This window comes from Bradyrhizobium sp. SZCCHNRI1009 (genome assembly GCF_032487575.1).
Lineage (GTDB): Bacteria > Pseudomonadota > Alphaproteobacteria > Rhizobiales > Xanthobacteraceae > Bradyrhizobium.
In genome coordinates, this window is the sequence record NZ_JAUEUL010000023.1 from 68,252 (window position 1) to 90,087 (window position 21,836).

The 21,836-nt window shown below is 66.8% G+C and carries 19 protein-coding genes; 12 read left to right on the top strand and 7 right to left on the bottom strand.

The genetic code is table 11. The features are described from left to right. Window positions 1-149: 149 nt before the first annotated feature. Window positions 150-1,022 carry an MlaD family protein gene (locus QX010_RS27695; RefSeq protein ID WP_315804332.1) on the top strand — a complete coding sequence of 291 codons (873 nt, stop codon included), beginning with the start codon at window positions 150-152 and terminating at the stop codon, window positions 1,020-1,022. Between the two features lie 309 nt (window positions 1,023-1,331). On the opposite strand, the gene QX010_RS27700 is transcribed toward QX010_RS27695, so the two are convergent. Further along, window positions 1,332-6,944, bottom strand: a complete 5,613-nt coding sequence (locus tag QX010_RS27700) for a methyl-accepting chemotaxis protein (RefSeq protein ID WP_316182978.1) — start codon at window positions 6,942-6,944, stop codon at window positions 1,332-1,334. Window positions 6,945-7,359: 415 nt separating this feature from the next. Here QX010_RS27700 and QX010_RS27705 point away from each other — a divergent pair, with 415 nt between their 5' ends. Together QX010_RS27705 and QX010_RS27710 are read left to right on the top strand one after the other, a co-directional pair. Continuing rightward, on the top strand, window positions 7,360-7,704 hold the full coding sequence (locus tag QX010_RS27705; protein WP_315804330.1) for an Hpt domain-containing protein: 345 nt from the start codon (window positions 7,360-7,362) through the stop codon (window positions 7,702-7,704). Between the two features lie 83 nt (window positions 7,705-7,787). Then, complete coding sequence (locus QX010_RS27710; protein WP_315707114.1) at window positions 7,788-8,108, top strand: 2Fe-2S iron-sulfur cluster-binding protein; 321 nt, start codon at window positions 7,788-7,790, stop codon at window positions 8,106-8,108. Between the two features lie 50 nt (window positions 8,109-8,158). Here QX010_RS27710 and QX010_RS27715 read toward each other — a convergent pair whose 3' ends face one another. Further along, the gene (locus tag QX010_RS27715) at window positions 8,159-8,623 is read right to left on the bottom strand and encodes a thioesterase family protein (protein WP_316182979.1); all 465 of its coding nucleotides are present in this window, start codon (window positions 8,621-8,623) and stop codon (window positions 8,159-8,161) included. Between the two features lie 172 nt (window positions 8,624-8,795). On the opposite strand from QX010_RS27715, the gene QX010_RS27720 reads away from it, so the two are divergent. The 3 genes from QX010_RS27720 (at window position 8,796) to QX010_RS27730 (ending at window position 11,060) form a co-directional block, all read left to right on the top strand. Continuing rightward, the gene (locus tag QX010_RS27720; RefSeq protein WP_315804328.1) at window positions 8,796-9,824 is read left to right on the top strand and encodes an NAD(P)/FAD-dependent oxidoreductase; all 1,029 of its coding nucleotides are present in this window, start codon (window positions 8,796-8,798) and stop codon (window positions 9,822-9,824) included. Between the two features lie 172 nt (window positions 9,825-9,996). Continuing rightward, window positions 9,997-10,605: a DUF2147 domain-containing protein gene (locus QX010_RS27725; RefSeq protein ID WP_316182980.1), complete on the top strand. Its 609-nt coding sequence runs from the start codon at window positions 9,997-9,999 to the stop codon at window positions 10,603-10,605. A gap of 74 nt (window positions 10,606-10,679) precedes the next feature. Beyond that, the gene (locus QX010_RS27730) at window positions 10,680-11,060 is read left to right on the top strand and encodes a DUF3551 domain-containing protein (RefSeq protein WP_316182981.1); all 381 of its coding nucleotides are present in this window, start codon (window positions 10,680-10,682) and stop codon (window positions 11,058-11,060) included. A 186-nt stretch (window positions 11,061-11,246) separates the two neighbouring features. Here the strand turns inward: QX010_RS27730 and QX010_RS27735 are convergent, their stop codons facing one another. Together QX010_RS27735 and QX010_RS27740 are read right to left on the bottom strand one after the other, a co-directional pair. Then, entirely contained in the window at window positions 11,247-13,196 is a 1,950-nt protein-coding gene (locus tag QX010_RS27735; RefSeq protein WP_316182982.1) for a hypothetical protein, read from the bottom strand. Window positions 13,197-13,299: 103 nt separating this feature from the next. Then, the gene (locus QX010_RS27740) at window positions 13,300-14,391 is read right to left on the bottom strand and encodes a YbhN family protein (protein WP_315804325.1); all 1,092 of its coding nucleotides are present in this window, start codon (window positions 14,389-14,391) and stop codon (window positions 13,300-13,302) included. Window positions 14,392-14,779: 388 nt separating this feature from the next. Between QX010_RS27740 and QX010_RS27745 the strand changes: the two genes are divergently transcribed. Then, a complete protein-coding gene (locus QX010_RS27745; protein WP_316182983.1) occupies window positions 14,780-15,286 on the top strand; it encodes a ferritin-like domain-containing protein in 507 nt (168 codons plus the stop codon). Between the two features lie 66 nt (window positions 15,287-15,352). Here QX010_RS27745 and QX010_RS27750 read toward each other — a convergent pair whose 3' ends face one another. Further along, entirely contained in the window at window positions 15,353-15,787 is a 435-nt protein-coding gene (locus tag QX010_RS27750) for a hypothetical protein (RefSeq protein ID WP_315712681.1), read from the bottom strand. A gap of 48 nt (window positions 15,788-15,835) precedes the next feature. Between QX010_RS27750 and QX010_RS27755 the strand changes: the two genes are divergently transcribed. From QX010_RS27755 to QX010_RS27765, 3 genes are all read left to right on the top strand, one after another. Further along, window positions 15,836-16,426, top strand: a complete 591-nt coding sequence (locus tag QX010_RS27755) for a hypothetical protein (protein ID WP_315804352.1) — start codon at window positions 15,836-15,838, stop codon at window positions 16,424-16,426. An 89-nt stretch (window positions 16,427-16,515) separates the two neighbouring features. Then, on the top strand, window positions 16,516-17,103 hold the full coding sequence (locus QX010_RS27760) for a YdcF family protein (protein ID WP_316182984.1): 588 nt from the start codon (window positions 16,516-16,518) through the stop codon (window positions 17,101-17,103). A gap of 199 nt (window positions 17,104-17,302) precedes the next feature. Continuing rightward, complete coding sequence (locus tag QX010_RS27765; RefSeq protein ID WP_316182985.1) at window positions 17,303-17,923, top strand: class I SAM-dependent methyltransferase; 621 nt, start codon at window positions 17,303-17,305, stop codon at window positions 17,921-17,923. Between the two features lie 486 nt (window positions 17,924-18,409). On the opposite strand, the gene QX010_RS27770 is transcribed toward QX010_RS27765, so the two are convergent. Both QX010_RS27770 and QX010_RS27775 read right to left on the bottom strand, forming a co-directional pair. Further along, on the bottom strand, window positions 18,410-18,835 hold the full coding sequence (locus QX010_RS27770; RefSeq protein ID WP_284420907.1) for a universal stress protein: 426 nt from the start codon (window positions 18,833-18,835) through the stop codon (window positions 18,410-18,412). 51 nt (window positions 18,836-18,886) lie between these two features. Next, entirely contained in the window at window positions 18,887-19,429 is a 543-nt protein-coding gene (locus QX010_RS27775) for a histidine phosphatase family protein (protein WP_315804320.1), read from the bottom strand. A gap of 105 nt (window positions 19,430-19,534) precedes the next feature. On the opposite strand from QX010_RS27775, the gene QX010_RS27780 reads away from it, so the two are divergent. Both QX010_RS27780 and msrB read left to right on the top strand, forming a co-directional pair. After that, window positions 19,535-20,965 (top strand): FAD-binding oxidoreductase, encoded by a 1,431-nt coding sequence (locus tag QX010_RS27780; protein ID WP_316182986.1) that lies wholly within the window; start codon window positions 19,535-19,537, stop codon window positions 20,963-20,965. Between the two features lie 97 nt (window positions 20,966-21,062). Next, window positions 21,063-21,566, top strand: a complete 504-nt coding sequence (gene msrB / locus QX010_RS27785) for a peptide-methionine (R)-S-oxide reductase MsrB (protein WP_316182987.1) — start codon at window positions 21,063-21,065, stop codon at window positions 21,564-21,566. The last annotated feature ends 270 nt before the right edge of the window (window positions 21,567-21,836 follow it).

Sequence of the window (21,836 nt, forward strand, 5' to 3'; positions counted from 1 at the left end):
CGACGCGCCCCAGGGACGATTTTTGTGAGCGGGAGTGGGGACTGCCGCGACAAAGTTGATGGGGTGGGTGCCGCTGTCCGGCGCCAACCGACAGTGCGCGGAAGCGGGGGCTGGATGACCGCCGTGACGTGCCGGTACCGGAGTTGGTAATGGAAACGCGGGCGAATTACGTCCTGATCGGGTCGTTCACGCTGGCAGTGATTGCCGCGGCGATCGGGTTTGTCCTCTGGTTTCAGAGCCTGCACACGACCAAGCAGCGCAGCCCGCTGCGGGTCGTGTTCGAGGGGCCGGCCGCGGGTCTGCGCAACGGTGGCAGCGTCAACTTCAATGGTATCCGGGTCGGCGAGGTCATTTCGGTCAAGCTCGACAATCCGCGCCGCGTCGTGGCGCTGGCGATGGTCGAGAACAACGCGCCGATCCGCAAGGACACCCTGGTCGGGCTCGAGTTCCAGGGCCTGACCGGCGTCGCCGCGATCTCGCTGAAGGGCGGCGAGGAGGCTGCGCCGCCGCCGCCGCTCGACGAGGATGGCGTGCCGGTGCTGCGTGCCGATCCGACCCGGCTGCAGGACGTGACCGAAGCGATCCGCGCCACCTTGCAGAACATCAACAAGGTCGTCGCCGACAACCAGGACGCCGTAAAGAACTCGATCAAGAATCTCGAGGTGTTCACCCAGTCGCTGGCCCGCAATTCCGAGCGCATCGATGGCGTCATGAGCCGGGTCGACGGCATCATGGGCAAGGCCGATACCCTGATGCTCGGTCTCAACACGCTGGCCGGCGGCAAGGATGGCGGCGAGCTGTTCCTGACGGTGAAGTCGATCCGCGAGCTCGCCGAGGATCTGGACAAGCGCTCCGGCGCGCTGATGGCCGATGGACGGCGTACGCTGTCCGACATCAGCCGCGCCGTGAACAATTTCGACCGCAATCCGACCCGGGTCCTGTTCGGGGCCAGCAACTCCAGCCCGAGCAACGCCCAGGCCTCGCAGCCGGCGCCCGCGCCCTCCGCCAGCGGACGGCGGTGAGGCCTTGGCGAATAGCGAACGGGGAATAGCGAATAGGGTGCGTGAGCTCTCCTGCCGCGCGCCGCTGGTGGCTCCTTGGTCGGTGCGTCGTCGTCTCGTCTGACGGACCGTGACGTCCGAGTCCTGGGCGACCTCGACTGCAGGATGCGCCACCCTGCGCCAGGCCTTCCTGTCCGGTTGAGCGGAAGCGGGGCGGGAACGAGCGAAGCCGGAAAAAGCGTTGCTGGACCTGCAAAAGCAAAACGGAGGCCTCGCGGCCTCCGTTTGTTTTTCGATCGTTGGTCGGCTACTCGCCATTCGCCCCCTTCGTCACGCCAGCCTTCCGGCGGCGTGGGCGAGCAGGGTGTAGACCAGCCCGGTCTCCGAGGTGAGCTGGGCACGCAGCGCCTGCGGATTGCGGTCGTCGCGGGCGACCTCGTCGAGCAGTCGCTCGAACTCGGTGATGTAGCGGTCCACCGTCTGCTTGAAGGTGCGGTCGGAGCGGTACTTGCGGGCGACCTCGTCGAATGCCTTCTGGCCGGCCGGGGTGTAGAGACGCTTGGAGAACGCCTTGGTCTCGCCGCGCTGGTAGCGGTCCCACATCTCGGCCGCGAGATTGCGGTCCATCAGCCGGGCGATGTCGAGCGACAGCGACTCCAGTGGATTGCCCGACTGCTGCGCCGGACCGCGGCCACGCGGAGGCTGCGGCTGGCCGGCGGTGCTGTTGTCGGCCCGGTTGAGCAGGTCGGACAGCCAGTTGTCGCTGCGCTGATCGGCGACCGGACCCATGGGCGGCGCTTCGACCCGGCGTGGCTGCGGCGGCGCGGCCGGCGGCTGCATGCCGAGATCCGGCGGCGGCAGGTTGGCGACGCTGGTCGCAGCCGGCTCGCGCAGGCGCATGTCGGGCCGGCCGCCGACGGCTGCGGCGACGATCGGCTCTTCCTGACGGATCACGGCGGCGGGCGCGGCGACCGCGGCGGGGCGCGACGCGCTGACCACGTCGAGGCCGCGGCCATGATGGGCGACGATCCGGTTGAGCTCGGCCAGCGCCTCGATCTGGTCGACGATGACCTTGCGCATCTGCGCCGTGCTCTCGGCGGCCTCCTGCGGCATCTCCAGCACGCCGCGGCGCAGCTCGTTGCGGGTCGCTTCGAGCTCGCGATGCATCTCGGCGGTCATCTGCTTCATGCTCGACACCAGCGTGGCGAACTTCTCGGCCGACTGCTTGAACATCGCATCGGCTTCCTGCGTGCTCTGCTGGTAGATCTCCTGCATCTGCGACGTGGTGAGGCGGCGCTCCTCCTCGGCGTTGGTGCGGATGGCTTCGAACTGGCGGCTGAGCGCGGTGGAGCCGGCACCCGCCGTTTCCGCCACGACGCGGGCGATGTCGCGGGCGCGCTCCTCGGCGGCCGCCAAGGACTCGTCGAGCAGGGTGGTGAAGCGGGTCAGACGCTGGTCGAGATCGGCCGTGCGCAGATCGATGGTGGTGACCAGCGATTCCAGCGTCGTCTTGCGATCCGAGATCGAGACGGTCGCATCGCGGTTGCTCTGCTCGACGATCGCCGCCGCCTCGATCAGCGCCTTGCCATGCGCGTCGAACTGGCTGGACAGCGAGTTGAGATCCTCCAGCGCCCGCGACGTCTTGGAGTTGAACACGTTGAGCTGGTCCTCGAGCGTCTGCGTCGCGGTGCCGTTGCGCGCGGTGACGTCGTTCATCGCGGTGACGAAGTCGGCCACCCGGGTGACCAGCGCCCGCTCCAGCGAGTTGAGGTTGTCGTGGGCGCCGGTCAGGACCTCCTGCAGCAGGATGTTGCCCTCGCGCAGACGTTCGAACAGGGCGACCGTGTCGGTGCGCAGGATCTTGCTCGTCTCCTGCATCTCGGTGACCGCGGCCACCGAGACCTGGCGCGACTGCTCGATCGCCGCGCGCGAGGCCTGCTCCAGCTCCTTGAGCGACTTGGTGATCGCGGTGGTCGCAAGCTCGCCCGCCGAGGTGATGGTGCGGGCGACCTCGGAGCCGTTGCCATTGACGCTCTGGGCGAAGTTCTGGCCGCGCACCTCGATCGCCTTCAGCGCGTCGGTGGTGACGCGATCGATCTCGATCGTGAGCTGGTTGGTCTTCGAGTTGAGCGCCTCGACCAGGGTGCCGCGCTTGCCGTCGAGCATCTGCGACAGCCGCTCGCTCTGCTGCTGCACATAGGTGACGATCTCGTCGGTCTTGCCGGTCATGGCCGAGCCGAACGAGTTGCCGGCGGCGAGCACCGAGCGCTCGATCTCGGTCGAGGTCGACTTGACCCGCGTGGAGACCTCGTTGGAGGCGGCGACGAGCGCGCTCTGCGCATTGAGCGCGCTGCTCTGGATCGCGTCGGTGGTGTTCGCCGCGACGGAATTGATGACGCGCTCGATCTCCGACGACATCGCCTTGAGCTGGCCCGCGGTGTCGGTGGAGGTGGCCGTCAGCAGGTTCTGCGCCTCGCGCGCGCCGCCGACGATCACCGCGACCGTCTCGGTCGTGGTCGTCGTCAGCACCGCCTGGGCTTCGCGTGCGCTGCCGACCAGGGTGGCCGCGGTGTCGGCCGACGTGGCGGTCAGCGACATCTGCGCCTGGCGCGCGCTGTTGAGGATCGAGGTCGCGGTATCGGCGCCGACGGACGACAGCGTCCGCTCGACGTCGACGGCCAGCGACTTCACATGCTCGGTTGCTTCCGTCGAGGCGGTGACGAGCTTCGACTGGACGTCGCGGGCGCTGTCGACGATCGCCGCGGCCGTGCTGGTTCCGACCGCGGCGAGCGTGCGCTCGACGTCGGCCGCCAGCGACTTGACGTGATTGGCCGCTTCTGACGAAGCGCTGATCAGCGTGTTCTGCGCTTCCCGGGCACCGCCGGTGATCGTTTCCGCGGTGGTCGTCCCCGCGATCGACAGCGAGCGCTGGACGTCGACGGTCAGCGCCTTGACCTGTTCGGCCGCTTCGCTCGATGCCGCGAGCAGGGCATGCTGGGCATCGCGAGCGCCCGCCGTGATGGCTTCGGCGGTTTCCGTCCCGGCACTGGTCAGCGAGCGCTGCACGTCGGCTGCGAGCGACTTCACGTGGTCGGCTGCGTTGGAGGAGGCGGACACCAGCGTGTTCTGGACCTCGCGCGCACCGGCGAGGATCGAGGCTGCCGTGGCTGAGCCGGCGGCCGTCAGCGCCTGCTCGACGTCGACGGCGAGCGACTTGACGTGGGTGGCGGCGTCGGAGGAGGCGGACACCAGCGTGTTCTGGGCCTCGCGCGCACCGGCGAGGATCGAGGCTGCGGTGGTCGACCCTGCCGCCGTGAGCGTACGCTCGACGTCGGCCGACAGCGACTTGATCTGGTCGGCGGTCTCGCCGGAGGCCGCGACCAGCGCGGCCTGGGCCTCGCGCGCACTGGTCAGGACGGCCTCGGCCGCGCCGCTGCCTGCGTTCGACAGGGCACGCTCGACCTCGGCGGACGTGTTCTTCAGCTGCGAGCCGACGTCAGTCGAGACGTTGAGCAGCGACTGCTGTGCCGAGCGGGCACCGGTCTGGATGGTCTCGCTGGTGTTGACCACGAGGTTTGTGAGCGCCCGCTCCGCATCTTCCACATGCGACTTGATGCTGGCGGACAGCAGCTCGGCGCGGGTCATCAGCTCGTCGCTGGCCTGACGGCCGCTGCTCTCGATGCGACCGGCCACGGCCTCGACGCGCGAGCCCAAGAGGTCCTCGAACTGCGAGACGCGCTGGTCGATGTCCTTGGCGATCGAGCCGACGCGGGTCTCGATGCCCTGATGGATGTCCTGGAAGCGCGCGGTGACGGCTTCGGTCAGCTCGTAGCTGCGGCCGTCGATGATGTTCGACAGGCTGTGGATGCGCTGATCGATGGCTTCGAGCGCCTTGTCGGTGCCGTCGGTCAGCGAGGAGGTCAGAATGTTGAGGCGGGAATCGATCGACTGGATCGCCTGCGCCGAACCGTCGGTCAGCGAGGTCGTCAGAACGGTGAGCCGGGAGTCGATCGCGTGCAGCACCTGCGCCGCGCCGTCGGTCAGCGAGTTGGACAGAGTGCCGAGGCGGCCCTCGATCGTCGAGGTGACCGAGGTCGCGCGGGTGTCGAAGTTCTCCTCGAGCGACTTGAGGCGGCCCTCGACGCTGTCGTCGAAGGTCTTGATCTTCGCATCGAGCGAGGTGTCGAGGGTGGTGATGCGGGCCTGCAGATTGGTCTCGAACTGGTTCAGCCGCTGATCCAGCGTCGCCGTGATCTCACCGCTGTTGGACGACAGCCGCGTATCGAACGTGTCGACATAGGACTTGAGATTGTCGGAGATTTCCTGGGTCCGCTGGCCCATGCGCTCGACGATCTCGCCGCCATAGGTCTTCACCGTGCGGTCGAACTCTGTGATGTGCCGGGTGATCAGCGCGCCCAGGGTCGAGCTGTCGCGTGCGAAGCGCTCGGCGAGCTCGGTGCCCTGGTTCTTCACCAGCTCGTCGAAGGCACTGATCTGGATCGACAGCGTGTCGTGGGTGCTCTCGGTCTGGCTGACGACCTTGGCGACCAGCGAATTGACGGTCGCATCGAGCGACTCGCTCGCCTTCTCGCCTGACGTGACGATGTGGCCGGACATGCGCTGGCTCGCCTCGTCGATCTTGGTGACGAGATCGCCGCTGCGCAGTTCGAGCTCCAGCAGGAGGGACTCGCCGGAGGCCTTGAGCTGGTCGTGGAGCTGCTCGGTGCGCACCGAAATGCCGTCGACGATGGCCGCCGTGCGCTGCTCGAACTCGCCGGTGATGCGGTCGATGCGCTCGTTGAGCATCTCGTGGACTCGGTCCGACAGGTCGGCGAACTCGTCGTGGACGTGGCCGGTCTTGAAATTGAGGCTGGTGGTGAGCCGCTCCGAGGCGTCGAGCACGGCGCGGGTGGTCTCGGCGCTGGCCTCTTCGAGCCGGTCGAGCAGATCGCCACCGCGCTCGCCGAGCGCGAGGATCATGTTGTCGCCGGCGTTGCCGAGCGCGGCCGTGATGTGGGCGCCGCGCTCTTCCAGCGCGCCGGTGATGCTCTTGGCGACCTCGTCGACCCGCGACGCGATGGCGTCCGAGATCAGCGCGATGTCGTGGCGAAGGTCGATCTGGACGCCCGAGATGGCGCTGCGGACCTGCTCGGCCTGGCCGACGAGGTTATCGCGCTGGTGGGCGATGTCCTGCAGCAGGGCGCGGATGCGGACCTCGTTGTCGCTGTAGGCGCGCTCGAGGGCCGCGACCTCGTTGGCGACCAGCATCTCGAGCTCGCCCGCGCGCGCGATCGCGCGCTCGACGCCGTCGCCCATCGCCGCGACCTCGCGGCGGATGGCCTGGCCGACGGTCACGATCGAATCGCTGACGGCGCCCTCCGGCTCTGAGAAGCGGATCGCCACCTGCGCCATCGACTGCGCGATCATGCGCAGCTCCTGGCCGCGCCAGGCGAGGCTCGCGAGGAAATAGAACAGCAGAACGGGTGCGAAGAACACCGCGGCGAGGCCGGCGAGCACCAGCACGCCGCCGCTCTGGCCGATCAAGGCCTGCAAGGCGGGCAGGAAACCGATGGTCAGCAGCACGCAGCCGACGATCCAGATGCCTGCAAAGGCGGTTGCCAGCGTGTAGACGCCGCGCGACGGGCGGCCCTTCTGGATCGCCTGCAGCAACTGGCCGATGGTTTCGCGGTCGTCATTGGCCGGACGGCGCGCGGCGAGCGGCGGCGGCTCAATCTCGTCAAGGCTGCTGCGATCGATGCCCGGACGGGAGTCGAACGAATCCAGGCTCGACACGCCGTTCGGCATGACCGGCGGGGCTCCGTCAGCGTGGACCGAGCTCTGCGAGTCCGTGGGCGCGGACGAATCGCTGATGTTCAAAGCCTCCTGAATGGCGGACAGCGCAACTTCAGTCGGGTCTTTGACCTTTTTCGGAGTGTTCGCCATGTTGAGTCCGAGCCCTCGTCTTAATTTCGATCCGGCGAGCCGCGTACGAGTGCCCTCTCGCAACGCTCGAACCGGACGTCATCCCTCGCAGGCACCAGGGGTGGCAAATTCCGCCAGGTGACCCACTCCATCCGGGCATCATCCTATTGGCTGTGCCTGTTGAAAGAAATGGCCGTGGTTAAGAGATTCTTAATCATCGTTAACAGCAGCCGCCGTTAACACTTTAGAAGTTCTGCGAATTCCCGTTTCTGCCGCGATTGGGGCGGAGCCGGGCCCAAATCGCGGCAAACCCGCGGCAATTGGGCCGGTAACAATGCATTAACCATTGTCGTGCTTGGCTTACCACAGGCGCGCGCGGCGCGCCCGCCGGACCCGGATTGCCGCCATGATTCCCGACCTTTCACGGATCGAATGGATGCCCTCGCCCCCGCTGGTTCCCGACGACGGGCCGATCAGCCTGGACCTGCTGCGCCGGATGACGCTCGGCGACAGCGCGCTCGAGCGCGAGGTGCTCGCCATGTTCTCCAGCCAGGCCGTCCGCCTGCTGGAGCGGTTGCAGGTGATGCCCGAGGATGCCGCCACGGTCGCCCACACGCTGAAGGGCTCGGCCCGCGCCGTCGGCGCGCTCGACGTTGCCGACGCGGCGGAAGGGCTCGAAGCGGCGCTGCGGGCGGGCGATCCCGCCGATGCGCTGGCCTGGCTCGGCACGGCGATCGCGCAGGCCCGCGCGGCGATTTCGGAGATGCTCGGCGCGGCCTGAGCGGCCGGCGGCAGCACTAGCGCGGAGCGGAGCGGTCCGTTATAGGACAGCCCGACCTCATTTCCTGCGCAGCACGAGCACACATGGCCAAGATCACCTTTGTCGACCATACCGGCGAATCCCGAACCGTTGAGATCGAGAACGGCGCGACCGTGATGGAAGCGGCGATCCGCAATGCCATTCCCGGCATCGAGGCTGAATGTGGCGGCGCTTGCGCCTGCGCGACCTGCCATGTCTATGTCGACGAAGCTTGGCGCGAGAAGGTCGGCCCGCCGACCCCGATGGAAGAGGACATGCTCGATTTCGGCTACGATGTCCGGCCGAATTCCCGTCTTTCCTGCCAGATCAAGGTCTCCGACGAGCTCGACGGCCTCGTCGTCTCCACCCCCGAGCGTCAGGCCTGACCGTTCGCGTCGCGCCCTCGTCGCCGCGCCTCCGATGATCGCCGCCAGGCCTATGCCGGCGGCGCGATCGTCACGCCGCGGCGGACCCAGGGCTGTAGCGCAGCAATGAGATTCGGCGTCAGCGGCGCCGGCTTGCGCGTCACTTCGTCGATCAGGACCATGACCGCGGTGGCCGACGCCACGCAGCGCCCGTCCGAGAATACGACCTGCTCGCAGATCACCGACGTGCGCCCCAGCCTCACGACCCCCAGTCCCAGCTCGATTGTGCCCGGCCAGCGCAGCTCGGCCCGGAAATGCATGTCGAGTCGCACCATGATCCAGGCCAGCCCCTCTTGGCCGAGGCCGTGCCGCGGGTCCTTCATCAGGGTCACCCGGCCGGTCTCGAAATAGGTCGCGTAGACTGCGTTATTGACGTGCTGGTTGGGGTCGAGGTCGCCGAAGCGGACATTGTCCGTGAGGCGGTAGGGAAAGTCCTCCAGGCGTGGCGCGTGGTCGCGACGGGCCGTCTCTGTCACCGATTGATCTCCATCATTCATGTCCCCTTCAAACCCGGCTAACCCCGCCGCTGCAAGCCGCGCGAGCGGAGGGCGGCTTTTGTGCCTTCCCTGCGACCAGCCCGTTGGCTACAAATTCGGAACCGCCATCTGCCGCCCTCCGTCGAGCGGCGCCTCCAACGAGAAGAGCGACATGAGCGAAGCGATCAAGACCGATGTGCTGATCATTGGCGCGGGCCCTTGCGGACTGTTTGCCGTTTTTGAACTGGGGCTGCTCGACATCAAGGCGCATCTGATCGACATCCTCGATAAGGTCGGCGGCCAATGCGCCGAGCTGTATCCGGAGAAGCCGATCTACGACATTCCCGGCGTGCCGATGGTGACGGGGCAGGGCCTCACCGATCAATTGATGGAGCAGATCAAGCCGTTCAGTCCGACCTTCCATCTCGGCGAGATGGTCGAGAAGGTCGAGAAGATCGGCGATCCCGGTTTTCGCGTCACCACCGATGCCGGCAAGGTGTTCGAGTGCAAGGTCGTGGTGATCGCCGCCGGCGGCGGCTCGTTCCAGCCCAAGCGTCCGCCGGTGCCGGGCATCGAGGCCTACGAAGGCACCTCGGTATTTTATGCCGTGCGCAAGATGGAGCAGTTCCGCGACAAGCATGTCGTCATCGTCGGCGGCGGCGATTCCGCGCTCGACTGGACGCTCAATCTGCATCCCCTTGCCAAGCGCATCACGCTCGTCCATCGCCGCGACGACTTCCGTGCCGCGCCGCACAGCGTCGAGCAGATGCGCGCGCTGGTCGCGAGCGGCAAGATGGATCTGCGCATCGGTCAGGTGACCGCGCTCGAAGGTGCGAACGGTCAGCTTTCCGCGGCCACCATCAAGGGCAACGACAATGCGGTCGAGACCGTGCCGTGCGAGATGATGCTGCCGTTCTTCGGCCTGACGATGAAGCTCGGCCCGGTCGCCGAGTGGGGCCTCGCGCTCGAGCACAATCTCATTCCGGTCGAGACGTCGGCGTTCGAGACCTCGGTGCCCGGCATCTTCGCGATCGGCGACATCAATACCTATCCCGGCAAGATCAAGCTGATCCTGTGCGGCTTCCACGAGGGCGCGCTGATGGCGCAGAAGGCGCACCGCTACGTGTATCCGGAGAAGCGGCTGGTGTTCCAGTACACGACGTCGTCGTCGAGCCTGCAGAAGAAGCTCGGCGTCAACTAATTCGTTCGCACAGTGGAACCCGGCACCGCCGGGACCAACTCAAATGTGAAGAAATGTTTCCTGCGCGTGCCGGTTTCACCGGCGCGCCAGACCTGTTATGGGCTGGAACGATGCTCGAAACGGCCGTACTGTGCGGCCATTCATTTTGTGACTTGGTCAAGGTGAGATGATGATGCGCAATGCGTTTCCCCGACTTCGGCTGGTGCCTGGTGCGACGAAGCTCGCGATCGGCGCGCTCGTTGTTGCCGGTGCTCTGCTGACGCGGCCTGCGCTCGCGGCTGAGCCGACCGCGGCCGGTCTGTGGCAGAAGGTGGAGGATGGCAGGCCCGTCGGCTGGTTTCTCTTCATCGACCACGACGGCGTGTTCGAGGGCGTGATCGCCAAGACGTTTCCGCGTCCCGGCGACAATCCGAACGAGGTCTGTTCGAAGTGCAGCGATGACCGCAAGAATGCGCCGGTGCTCGGCATCTCCTTCGTGCGTGACATGAAGCGCGAGGGGCTGAAATACGAAGGCGGCAACGTGCTCAATCCGCGCGACGGCAACATCTGGAAGGCCAACATGCGGGTCACTCCGGATGGGCAGTCGCTGATCCTGCACGGCTATCTCGGCATCTCGCTGTTCGGCAAGGACGAGACCTGGACCCGCCTGCCGGACAGCAACATGGCGCAGATCGATCCGGCGATCCTCGCCAAATATCTGCCCTCGCAAGCGACGACGGCAACAGGCCCTGCCACCAAGCAGGCGCCGCCGATGATGAAGAAGCCGGCTGCAATCAAGTAGACGGCTTCCGAACTACGACCGTCGCTCCGGGCTGACAAGGGAGCGCGATCTCGGACACCGCGTCGGCGAAGAGCTTGATCCGGATCAAGCGCGTGGTCGACGACAAGGTCTCCATGATCATCCGAGCGTTGCTTGCCGGTGGTTGTGCGGGCCATTGGCCGCAGCGGTCGGAATTCGACGAGGGAGCGATGCTGATGCTGCGTTGGATAATCGCGGGGAGCGCGGCCATCTCCATGATCCCGATCGCCGCTGCTCAAACCCATGATTCCAATTATCCTGTCTGCCTACAAAAGTGGGAATGGGGTGGTAGCACCTCTTTCGAATGCACCTATACATCCTGGGATCAGTGTCGAAGGGCAGGCTGGGGTCTCGCGGCCATGTGCGTGAACAACCCATATTGGGCACAACGACAATCAGGATCGCTTGGCGGTGGTCGCCGCCGACTTGCGCGCTGAGCGTTGGGACGTCGAGGGGCGGCCCAGCTCTCCGTCCGCTCCCAACTCACCATGAGGCTCAGAGATCTCGCTGCCACACGGCCATTGTCCCTGAGCGCCCGCTCACGGAGGGCCTCCCGAAAGACGCTGTGCGGAGCGGAGCGCTTCAGGCCGTTCTTCCTCTGCGATCTCTGCCCGAATGGCCGACTACTGCCTCACCACGCCCGCGGGCGGCAGCGGCTGGCTGGTGACGTTGGGCTCGGCCGCATCGAGGTTGAGCACTTGCGCCGCAGCCGGAAAGGCGGCGTCGGCCATCGCGGCATGGCCCTCCGCCGTCGGATGCACGGCGCCGCCATAGACCGCGGACAGCACGCCCCAGCTCGCATCGTGGATGTCGGAGGGCTGCATCGCCGCCGGCAGCCCTTGCGGATAGGTCATCGCCGAGAAGTAGCTGTCGTTGGCGTCGCGGATCCAGCGCGCGCGCGGCAGATAGGGGCGATACTCGCTGGCGCCGCGGCCGCACAGCAGCGGCTCGTTGGCGGCGCTGACGATGTTCGGATCGAAGCTGGCGCCGTCGGCCGAAAAGCATTCGCGGTCGAACGGCGGATCCTGCGGCGAGCGGGCGCAGAAGCCGTGATCGGCAAACGCGGCCTGATGCGCATCGACGAAGGTCATGCGGTCGGCCTGCGGGTCGCGGCACAGGACTCCCGCGGTGCATTGCGCCAGCCCGCGCAGTGACGGCAGGAACTCGTTCTCGACGAAGCCCGCGACCTTGGCGAGCCGCTGCGGATTGGCATTGAACGACGGGTGGACCTCGAAGCCGGCCGGACCACCCGGGCAGGGCGTGCCCGGGCCGCTCAGCGCCGGGTTGCCGTAGGATGTGTAGATGACGTGCGAGAGGTCGCCGACCAGCGGCTTCAGCGCCTCGCGCAGCTTGGCAAAACCCTGCGGCAGGTCGCGCGCCAGCTCGCTGCGCGATTCCTCGACCGAGCCGATCACGCCGGAGCGCTTGAACAGCGTGCGCTCGGTGGGCGTATCGACGATGACGTCGGCGACGAGGCCGGAGAAGTTGATGTCGTTGGCGCCGATCGACAGCAGAATCAGATCGAGCTTGCGGTCCGGCTGGCGGCGCTTGGCCGCGGTCAGCGCCTCGCGCAGCTCGCCGAGCTGGCCGTTGACGCCGCCGGCGCAAGTGGCCGCAGAGCGGCCCGGCGTGCATTCGCGCGCGCGCTGACTGCCGAACAGGCCGTCGGCGATGGTAGCGCCGGTGCAGGCAAGCGGCAGGTAGGTGACCGCGACATGCGGATAGCGCACGGCGAGCGCCAGCGCCGTCCGTGTCTGGTAGCTGTAGAGCGAGCGGTGGCAGGCGGCGTTGAGCCAGACCGCGCTGTGCTTCTGCCAGTTCTGCAGCGTGTCCGGCGCCTCGCAGGCGCGGCCGCCTTTGAAGCCGGCGCGGCTCGGCCGATAATATTGCGCGGTCGGACCGCCGAGATAGGAGCGGAAGCAGAAGCCTTCGTCGGCGAGCGCGATCGGGCGGTCCGGATTGCCCTCGCCGGAGGCGATGCTGTCGCCGAGGCCGGCGATCAGGACGTCGCGGACCTGGATTCCGGTCGAGACCTGCAGCGTCCCATCCGGGCTGGCGACATCGACGGATGCCACGGTCTGCCGGCCGTAGCGGACGCGCAGGTTGACCGGCTCGGCGCAGTCGAATGTCGAGGTCTGCGGCCCGTCGCCGTCGTCGAACGACCACGCGCAGGTGGCGCCGACCGGAACCGGGCCGGTCAGGCGCACGGTGACCGGGTGGTCGATCGGCGTGAGATAGCTTTCCTTGACGTTGTCGCGCGTGCATGGCTCGTTGATGCGACCGGCGAGGTCGATGCAGAGCCGGTTGACGACGTTGCGGGCCCAGCCGCGGCCGTCGCTCTGCACCGCCAACGCCTGCTCGGCGGCGAGGATGGAGCGGTCGCGCGTGCTCTCGGTATGCAGCAGGAAGTCGCGCTCCTCCCGGAAGAGACGGAAGCGGTTGCGCACCTCCCAGCTGATCTGCAGCGGCGGCGCCGTGCCGAACTGCGCGGCGGCCTCGGTGGCGGCGAGAGGGGCAAGCAGGCCGGCCAGGACGCAGGCGGCGAGCAACGGACGATGGGGCATTCGGGTCATGCGCAAGGATTCACGTCAGCGATGGGGCGGAAATAAGAGGATCGCACGCGACTTCAACCGGCCGAGGGGCGAGCCGCTGCGTCGTCCGCGAGAGAATTGATGCTCAGCGCTGGGAGTGCCGCTTGATGCGCTGGGGAACCGCAGCGTGCGCCGTGGTCGCGGCGCGCTTGGCGGCGATCTCGTCCGACACCGCGCCCTGCAGCCGGCGCCGCTCCTGCCACGGCTTGACCACATTCAGCCAGAGTTCCCTGATGCCCATGATGGAGATCGCCGTCGCGAACGGGATCACGAAATACAGCACGCGGAAAACGAGCAGGGTGGCCAGCAACTGCTCGCGGCCGAACTGCGGCAGCGCCACCAGCATCGCGGCATCGAACACGCCGATGCTGCCGGGGGCATGGCTGGCAAAGCCGAGCAGGGTAGCGAGGATGAACACCACCGACAGCGACAGGAAATCGATCGGCGGAGCGGCGGGGACGAGGAGGTACATCGCCAGCGCGCAGAAGCCGAGGTCGACCACTCCGATCAGGATCTGCACGAGCGTGAGCTGCGCCGAGGGCAGCACCACCTTCCAACCGTTCTGGCCGAGCTGGCGCCGGTTCTTGCCGGCGGTCAGCCATCCGAGATAGGCGAAGATCGCCCCGAGGATGCCGATCGCGATCAACTGGTTCACCGCCGGGGGCAACTGGTCCATCGCGGTGGCGGCGGCCGGATGCAAGGTCATGCCGATACCGAGCACGAACAGATTGCCGAGCCAGAAGGTCAGGCCCGATAGGAAGCAGATCTTGGCGACGTCGATCGCGGACAGGCCGTAGTCGGAGTAGATCCGGAACCGGATGGCGCCGCCGGTGAACACGGTGGCGCCGATGTTGTGGCCGATCGAATAGCTGGTGAAGGCGCTCATCGCCGCGATGCGATAGGGCACGTGTTTCTTGCCAATCGTTCGCAGCGCAAAATAGTCATAGAAGGTCAGCGTGCAGAACGCGCCGACCACACACAAGGCCGCGAGCGCGATGTGACCGGGCGGGATTTCGGTGAGCGCGGTCAGGATGACGCCGGCGTCGACGCCCTTCAGCGTGCGCACGAGCGTCGTGATCGCGAAGGCGATGATCGCAAGGCTCGCTGCAATCCCCAGCCGCTTCCAGCCGATCCATTTCTTGAAGCCACGCCCAAGCGTGGTCAGCAGGCGCTGCATTCATCCTCCCGGCGGGGCGGTACTAGATCTTGGAAAAGAGGCGAAACCATTGATCGATGGGGCGGGCAATTCGTGACAGCCTGTTTCTTATGCTAAAATGCGCGGCTTGTGCAGTCCTTGACACAGGTCAGCTCCGACCCATGCGGCGCAGGTCTGTCACACTCCGGTCACATGGCTGGCCGCCCATCCGCCTCAGTTCGGTCCAACTGGTTACCCGCGGGGTTCACGGGCAAACTTGGTCCTCCGCGCCCGGTTCCGGACGGCAGGCTCGGTGACACAGGAACGACCGCCGCTGCCGCCGGTTAGCGCCCGCGAGCACAGCGAACATGGCGACCACCGGTCGGGGGCGGGACCTGCCATGTTCCCGAACCAGGAGGACGTGAAGCAAATGGGATTGTTCACAAAGGACATCAAGACGATGAACGATCTGTTCGTTCATCAGCTGCAGGACATCTATTACGCCGAAAACCAGCTCGTCAAAGCGCTGCCCAAGATGGCGGAGAAGGCGAGGGATCAGAAGCTCAAGCAGGGTTTTCTTGCCCATCTCGACGAAACCAGGACGCATGTGAAGCGGCTCGAGCAGGTGTTCGAGATGCATGGCATTGCGCCCAAGGCAGTCGACTGCCCGGCGATCGACGGCATCATCGAAGAGGCGGAGGAGGTCGCCGGCGAGGTCGCGGACAAGACCGTGCTTGACGCCGCCCTGATCAATGCCGGCCAAGCGGCCGAGCACTATGAGATCACCCGCTATGGCAGCCTGATCGCCTGGGCCAAGCAGCTCGGCCGCAGCGACTGCGCCGCCGTGCTGCAGAAGACGCTCGACGAGGAGAAGGCGACCGACATGAAGCTGACCAAGCTCGCCGAGACGAGCGTCAACCTGCGCGCCGCGAGCTGACGCTCGATCGTTGATGAGGCAAAACGCCGCGCGGGTCGCCCGCGCGGCGTCGGCGGATCGCGCCGGTCAGGTCTTGCGCAGCGCGAAGTTGGCGCCGCAGAACGCCATCAGGGCGCCGAGGCAGAGCGCGGCGAGGCCTGCCAGTACGCCCGAGGCCGACGGCACGGGGCTCGGACCGGAGATCGCCTGGCCGATGCCGGCCAGCATCAGGACGCCGACCACGACCAGGAAGTTGCGCATCCGCTGCGGGATCTCGCCCGACACCGCGCTGTGCATGATGTTGGCGATGAAGTAGCCCGAGGAGAACCCGACGGTGGCGATCAGCCACCATGCGATCGCCGATCCCGCCGGCATGAAGGCGCCGCTCTCGGTCTGCCACAGGCCGCCGAGATCGAGCCCGTAGCGGGCGCCGAGCATGTGCACCGCCAGCGCCAGCAGCACGCCGGCGGCCATCGCCCCGGCCAGGATCAAATGGCGCGGAAAATAGATCGTTTCGCTCATGCTCCGCTTGTAGGATAAGGCGCGTGCCACACGCAACAGGACCGATCCATTTCCGAGCGCACCACCACGGCCGGCGATGATACGATCCGCTACGCCTACAAGGCGTCGCTGATCGGGGCCGCGCACCAGTTCGAACTGACGGAGCAGGGCCTGTCGTGGCGGTTCGCCGGCCGTACCGGCCTGTGGCCTTACGCCGAGATCGCCGCGATCCGGCTGTCCTACCGACCGGTGTCGATGCAGGCGAAGCGTTTTCGGGCCGACGTCACCCATCGCGACGGCCGCCGCCTCGGCATCATCTCCGTCTCGTGGCAGACGGCTGCCCTGATGGCGCCGCAGAGCGAGGCCTATCGCGCCTTCATTCTCGGGTTGCATGCGCGGCTCGCCGTCAGCGGCAGCAACGCGCGGCTGACCGCGGGCCTCGGCCGCTTCACCTACGGCGCGGCGCTCGCCGCGATCGCGCTGCTCGCCGTCGCGATGGCCGGGCTTCTGGTGCGTGCGCTCGTCATCGCCGAATGGTCGGGCGCGTTGTTCCTGATCGGCTTCGCCGCGCTGTTCGCCTGGTATGTCGGCGGCTTCATCACCCGCAACAGGCCGCGCAGCTACACGTTCACGGACATTCCGGCCGCGCTGCTGCCGTGATCACGCAATCGCATCGCCGGTCACCGAATGTGATCGTGCAGATTTGGCGCACCATGCCAGACTGAGCGAGTCGCTTTCGGAGTGGGACGATGCAGGATCGCGCGCTGCGCAGGCCGGATGACGCCGAGATCGCCGCGATCAACGCGCGGCATTTCGCCGACACGCCGCTGCGGCCGGCCGATCTGCTGTTCGTGTTCGGCACCCGCGTCGACGAGGAGCTGCGTGCCGAGACGGCGGCGAAGCTATGGCAGCAGGGCTACTTCCGCCACGCCATCGTCAGCGGCGGGATCACGCCGGGCGCGGATGTTTCGGAGTGTACGCTGATCAAGGCTGCCATGGTGAGGCACGGCATTCCGGCCGAGCGCATCCTCGAAGAGCACCACGCCACGAACACCGGCGAGAACGTCGTGCTCGCGCTGCCGGTGATCGACGCCGCGCTCGGCCTCGCCAATGTCGGCAGCGTGATCTGCCTCGGCAACAGCTGGACCGCGCGACGCTACGCGATGACCCTGCAGCGGCACTGGCCCGAGGTGGAGAAGATGCTGCTGACGGTCGACGGCTTCGGCGTGCCGCGCCATCTCTGGCACACACATCCCGAATTCCGCCGCCGCGTGCTCGGCGAATGGGACAAGATCGCGCCGTACAAGGCGAAGGGCTACATTGCGGAGTGGCCGTGAGGCGCAAAGCTCGAGGCAAAGGTGCGAGCCCCGTAGGGTGGGCAAAGTCATCGGGGGGCGCGAGCCGCACGATGATGTGCCCACCGTCTCTCCATCCGCGCGAGACGGTGGGCACGGCGCCCTCAGATGGCACGGACAAGCACGCTGATCGGGCGCGCCTTTGCCGACCCTACGCACTGCCCTCCATGACGGAGCTTCCATGACCAAAGGTGCAAGCCGGATTGTCGCCCATTATGAGCGTCACGCATTGGCGTGGGACGCTGACCGCCGCGCGGCCGCCTGGACTGACAAGCCTCCCATCGAACGCTTCGTTACGCTCCTGCGGCCGGGCGCGAACGTGCTCGATCTTGGCTGCGGGGGTGGTGTGCCGGTCGCAGCGCACATCTCGGCGCAAGGATTTTCCGTCACCGGGGTGGACAGCTCGCCGACGATGATCGCGCTGTGTCGGACGCGAATGCCGGATCAGGAATGGGTCGTTGCCGACATGCGGTCGTGGACCTCAGGGCGGCGATTTGACGGGGTGTTGGCGTGGGACAGCTTCTTCCATCTCGGACATGATGACCAGCGGCGCATGTTTCCGATCTTCGCGGCCTGCGCGGCTTCGGGCGGCGTGCTGCTGTTCAACGCCGGACCCGCACATGGCGAAGCCATCGGGTCCTACCGCGGCGATCCGCTCTATCATGCGTCTCTCGATCCGTCCGAGTACGCTGCGTTGCTGCGCGACAATGGATTCGAACTGATCGCACAGTCAGTCGGCGAGCCGGCCAACGGCGAGCGCAGCTTCTGGCTTGCCCGCGCCGTTCGGGCTCCGCCCGTCTGACCCAACACTTGCTCAGGGTCTTCCAACACGCGCGTGAGATTCGATGGGATCGTTTCACGCTAGCCGGATCCTTATTCACAGCCAACCGAAGCAAGATCTCGATCGAGATCACGCCGACGCATGATCGGGGGCATTCGGACAACCGCGTGGTTCATTCCGTCAGCGGACTGCGTTCACTGACCTATCTTTTTGATGCAGATCGGTTGGCCATTGGGGACAGGAGTGCAATCCCAGTCCGGACCAAATCCGGTATTCGGATTAGGATTGGGAAACCAGTAGAAGCCAGAAACGAGAAGGCAAAGCAGCGCGACGATGAATAGGATACCCAATACGTCACCAGCCCTTGGATAAGGCAGAGGCCATCTCATGACGGTGTCCTCAGTCGGCGCTTCGGTCGGGCAATATGATCGAGAAACGCCAATGCAATGGCAATGACCACGAAGTGGAAATTGGTCCACGCGCAGGATGCGTCGGACGGGCCGCGTCTTACGGCCTCACCACGAGCACCGAGCACTTGGCGTAGCGCACGACGTGGCCGGCGTTGCTGCCGAGGAAGTAGGTCCGCATCGCCGGGCGGTGCGAGGTCATTACGATCAGGTCGGCCTTGACCTTGGCTGCCTCCTCGAGGATCTCGTGATAGATGCCGCCCTGGCGTACCGTATAGCTGATGCGCTCCGCCGGGATGCCGGATTCGCGCGCCACGATCGACAGCGCTTCCTCGGCGGTCTCGCGCTGCTGCGCGTCGAAATCGGCCGGGACGTATTCGGCGAGCATCACCGGCGTCATCGGCATGACGTTGAGCAGATGCACCGTGCCGCTCCAGGTCTGTGCCAACGTGGCCGCGGTGGCGATGGCGGGCTTGGCGAGGTCGGTGTCGGCCAGATCGATCGGCACCAGAATCGAGTTGAACATCGAAGGTCCTCCTCTGTCCGCCGGGATTACGCGCCGGACCGGACCTGCCTGTCAATCGACCGAGCCATGCTTGAGCAGCTTGGGCGTGACGAATCTCAGGAGACGACCGCGGGTGAAGCTGACGTCGCCCCAATCGTCAGTGTCGAAATCGAGCACCGCCAAACCCGCGGTCGGCATGTTGCGCATCAGCTCGTGGCGGGCCTCTGAATCGCCCCCGCCGGTCAGCGCCAGCGCGAGCTCGTGCATTCCGGGATTGTGCCCGACGAGCAGGAGCTGCTTCGGATCGTGCACTGCCGCGAGGCGGATGTGATGCAGCATCTGCATCGGCTCGGCGCCGTAGAGCCCGGGAACGGTCTCGACCTGCGGGGCCGGGACACGGTCCTTCATCGCCGCAAGCGCGAGGTCCCAGGTCTGCTGTGCCCGGACCGCGGTCGAGACCAGCACCAGCTCCGGCACCGGCGGGTGGCTGGCGATGAAATCGCCGATCATGGCGGCATCCTGGTGCCCGCGCTCGTCGAGACGGCGGTCCTGGTCGCGGCCGGTCGGCGCGTCAGTCTCGGTCTTGGCGTGGCGCAGCAGCATCAATCGGCGCATGGAATTCCGTCTCGAATCGTTCAGGCTGGGTCCGGCTGTACCACGTCTCTTTGTCGCCATTAAAAGCGTCATGACGTCCGGCGCAGGGTTCGCTAAGAAAACGCCATGAGCGAGACTTCCACAAGCGTGAACGATGACGCGGATGCCGCAGGTGCACACGGCCGCACCAGGCTGAATTTCGACCTCGACGTCGACGTCTGCGTGGTCGGGGCGGGATTGGCCGGCTTGACGGTGGCATTGTGCGCGGCCCGGCAGGGGGCGAGCGTCGCGGTGCTGGAAGGCCGCCAGGTCGGGTGGAACGCATCCGGCCACATGATCGGCACGGTGATGCCTGGGTTCGACCTGCCGCTGCCGGATCTGATCGAGCGCGTCGGGCTCGCGCATGCCCGGGCGCTATGGGCGTTGTCCTGGTCCGGTGCCGAGTTCATCCGCGCCCAGGCCACCGAGGCAGCGATGCCGGGCATCGGGCTCAGCGAGGGCGCGCTCGAAGTCTCCAATGTCGACGCCGGCGACGCCTTGATCCGCCGCCTGCAGATGCTGCACGAGGATTTCGACACCGAGGTCGAGGGCTGGCAGATCGAGCGCGTCAGGACCGAGCTCAAGACCGACCGCTACTTCCACGGCGTCCATTATCCCAAGGCGTTCCAGCTCGACGGCCGCAGGTACGTTCACGCGCTGGCGCGGCTCGCGCACAAGGCCGGGGCGCGGATCTTCGAGGACACGCCGGTGGTCAGCATCGATGCGTCGGGCGTGCGCAAGCGCATCGTGACGCCGTCGGCGCGGATGCGCGCCTCGCACATCGTGCTGGCCGGCAACATCCATCTCGGCGCGCCGCTGCAGAAGCTGTCCGATACGCTGCTGCCGGTGTGGCGCTATGGCGGCGTCACCGCGCCGCTCGGCGAGCGCCTCGCCGAGGCGATTTCCTTCCAGGGATCGGTCAGCGACACCGACGGCATCGATCATTTCCGAATCGTCGACGGTGACCGGCTGATGTGGGCGAGCCCGGAGACGACCTGGGACGCGCGGCCCAGCGGATTTGCCGCGGCGCTGCAGCGCCGGATCCGGACGGTGTTTCCGCAGCTCGGCCGGGTCGAGATCGCCGACACCTTCGGCGGCGTCACCGGCCAGACCGTGCACGGCATGCCGCAGATCGGCCAGCTCCGCAAAGGCCTGTGGGTCGCGAGCGGCTTCGGCCGGCAGGGGCTCAACACTTCGGCGATGGCCGGACAGCTGATCGCCCAGGCGATCCTCGCCGGCGACGATCGCTGGAAGCTGTTCTCGCCGTTCGAACTGGTCTGGGCCGGCGGCGTCAGCGGCCGGGTTGCCGGGCATGTCGTCAATCTCTGGGTCCGCGGCCGCTCCGCCGCGGCCGGGACGCTGGCGCGACACCGCGAGCGCGTGCGTGCGCAGGAGCGCATGCGCGAGATCCGGGCGGCCGAAGCGCGGCGCCGGGCGGCCGAGCGGCCCGGCTCGCGGCTGCCGCTGCGGCCGCAGCCATCCGATCTGAACCGCCATCCCGACGCCGGGGAGGGCTGACACCTCGCAAGAAAGTGAGCCGCCGCGCCCGCGCCTGACGTAACTTCGCGGGATCCCATCCGTAGATCCGGTAACCCATCGCCGTACGGAGACCGCCATGATCGACCGCCGCCTGATGTTGACCACCGCCGCCGGACTGTTCGGCTTCGCCGCCCTGCGCTGGCTCGGCGGTTCCGCGCCGGCCCGCGCCGCCGAGAAGTTCGAGGTCGAGAAAACCGAGGCCGAATGGCGCGCGCAACTGACGCCGCAGCAATACGAGATCCTACGCGAGGAGGGCACCGAGCGGCCCTGGACCAGCCCGCTGCTGAAGGAGCATCGCAAGGGTACCTTCGCCTGCGCCGGCTGCGACCTGCCGCTGTTCTCCTCCGACACCAAGTTCGACAGCGGCACCGGCTGGCCGAGCTTCTTCAAGCCGCTCGACAATGCCGTGGCGACCCGCCAGGACAAGACCTACGGCATGGTCCGCACCGAGGTGCATTGCCGCCGCTGCGGCGGCCATCTCGGCCACGTGTTCGACGATGGCCCCAAGCCGACCGGCCTGCGCTACTGCATGGACGGGCTGTCGCTCACGTTCCACCCGGCAAATCCGTCGTCGACCTGACGGGAATCTGCGCCCGGATATTCCGGCTCGTCCGTTCAAGGCTCAGATGGGGGTCTTGAGGACGCGCCGGTAGCCGTGACGAGCGGCCGCGCCGGAGCGCGATTTGGCGTGTCCGGCCCGGCAAGAACTGCCGGCTCGGCAATTGTTCACCAGTTTTGACGCTGGTTTTTTGACGTTGTTGTTTTTCAACCCGCTGATTTCACAGTATTTTCGCATCTGGCACAGCGATTGCGACAGCTCTCCACGAAACGCGGTGCGGGCCGACCTGTC

What these genes read in the sequence shown, in the direction of transcription:
- QX010_RS27750 (WP_315712681.1), bottom strand. Translation starts at nt 15,787, where the DNA reads ATGAGCGAAACGATCTATTTTCCGCGCCATTTGATCCTGGCCGGGGCG.
- QX010_RS27695 (WP_315804332.1), top strand. Translation starts at nt 150, where the DNA reads ATGGAAACGCGGGCGAATTACGTCCTGATCGGGTCGTTCACGCTGGCA.
- QX010_RS27735 (WP_316182982.1), bottom strand. Translation starts at nt 13,196, where the DNA reads ATGACCCGAATGCCCCATCGTCCGTTGCTCGCCGCCTGCGTCCTGGCC.
- QX010_RS27775 (WP_315804320.1), bottom strand. Translation starts at nt 19,429, where the DNA reads ATGCGCCGATTGATGCTGCTGCGCCACGCCAAGACCGAGACTGACGCG.
- QX010_RS27770 (WP_284420907.1), bottom strand. Translation starts at nt 18,835, where the DNA reads ATGTTCAACTCGATTCTGGTGCCGATCGATCTGGCCGACACCGACCTC.
- QX010_RS27705 (WP_315804330.1), top strand. Translation starts at nt 7,360, where the DNA reads ATGCCCTCGCCCCCGCTGGTTCCCGACGACGGGCCGATCAGCCTGGAC.
- QX010_RS27780 (WP_316182986.1), top strand. Translation starts at nt 19,535, where the DNA reads ATGAGCGAGACTTCCACAAGCGTGAACGATGACGCGGATGCCGCAGGT.
- QX010_RS27745 (WP_316182983.1), top strand. Translation starts at nt 14,780, where the DNA reads ATGGGATTGTTCACAAAGGACATCAAGACGATGAACGATCTGTTCGTT.
- QX010_RS27700 (WP_316182978.1), bottom strand. Translation starts at nt 6,944, where the DNA reads ATGGCGAACACTCCGAAAAAGGTCAAAGACCCGACTGAAGTTGCGCTG.
- QX010_RS27760 (WP_316182984.1), top strand. Translation starts at nt 16,516, where the DNA reads ATGCAGGATCGCGCGCTGCGCAGGCCGGATGACGCCGAGATCGCCGCG.
- QX010_RS27710 (WP_315707114.1), top strand. Translation starts at nt 7,788, where the DNA reads ATGGCCAAGATCACCTTTGTCGACCATACCGGCGAATCCCGAACCGTT.
- QX010_RS27740 (WP_315804325.1), bottom strand. Translation starts at nt 14,391, where the DNA reads ATGCAGCGCCTGCTGACCACGCTTGGGCGTGGCTTCAAGAAATGGATC.
- QX010_RS27720 (WP_315804328.1), top strand. Translation starts at nt 8,796, where the DNA reads ATGAGCGAAGCGATCAAGACCGATGTGCTGATCATTGGCGCGGGCCCT.
- QX010_RS27765 (WP_316182985.1), top strand. Translation starts at nt 17,303, where the DNA reads ATGACCAAAGGTGCAAGCCGGATTGTCGCCCATTATGAGCGTCACGCA.
- msrB (WP_316182987.1), top strand. Translation starts at nt 21,063, where the DNA reads ATGATCGACCGCCGCCTGATGTTGACCACCGCCGCCGGACTGTTCGGC.
- QX010_RS27725 (WP_316182980.1), top strand. Translation starts at nt 9,997, where the DNA reads ATGCGCAATGCGTTTCCCCGACTTCGGCTGGTGCCTGGTGCGACGAAG.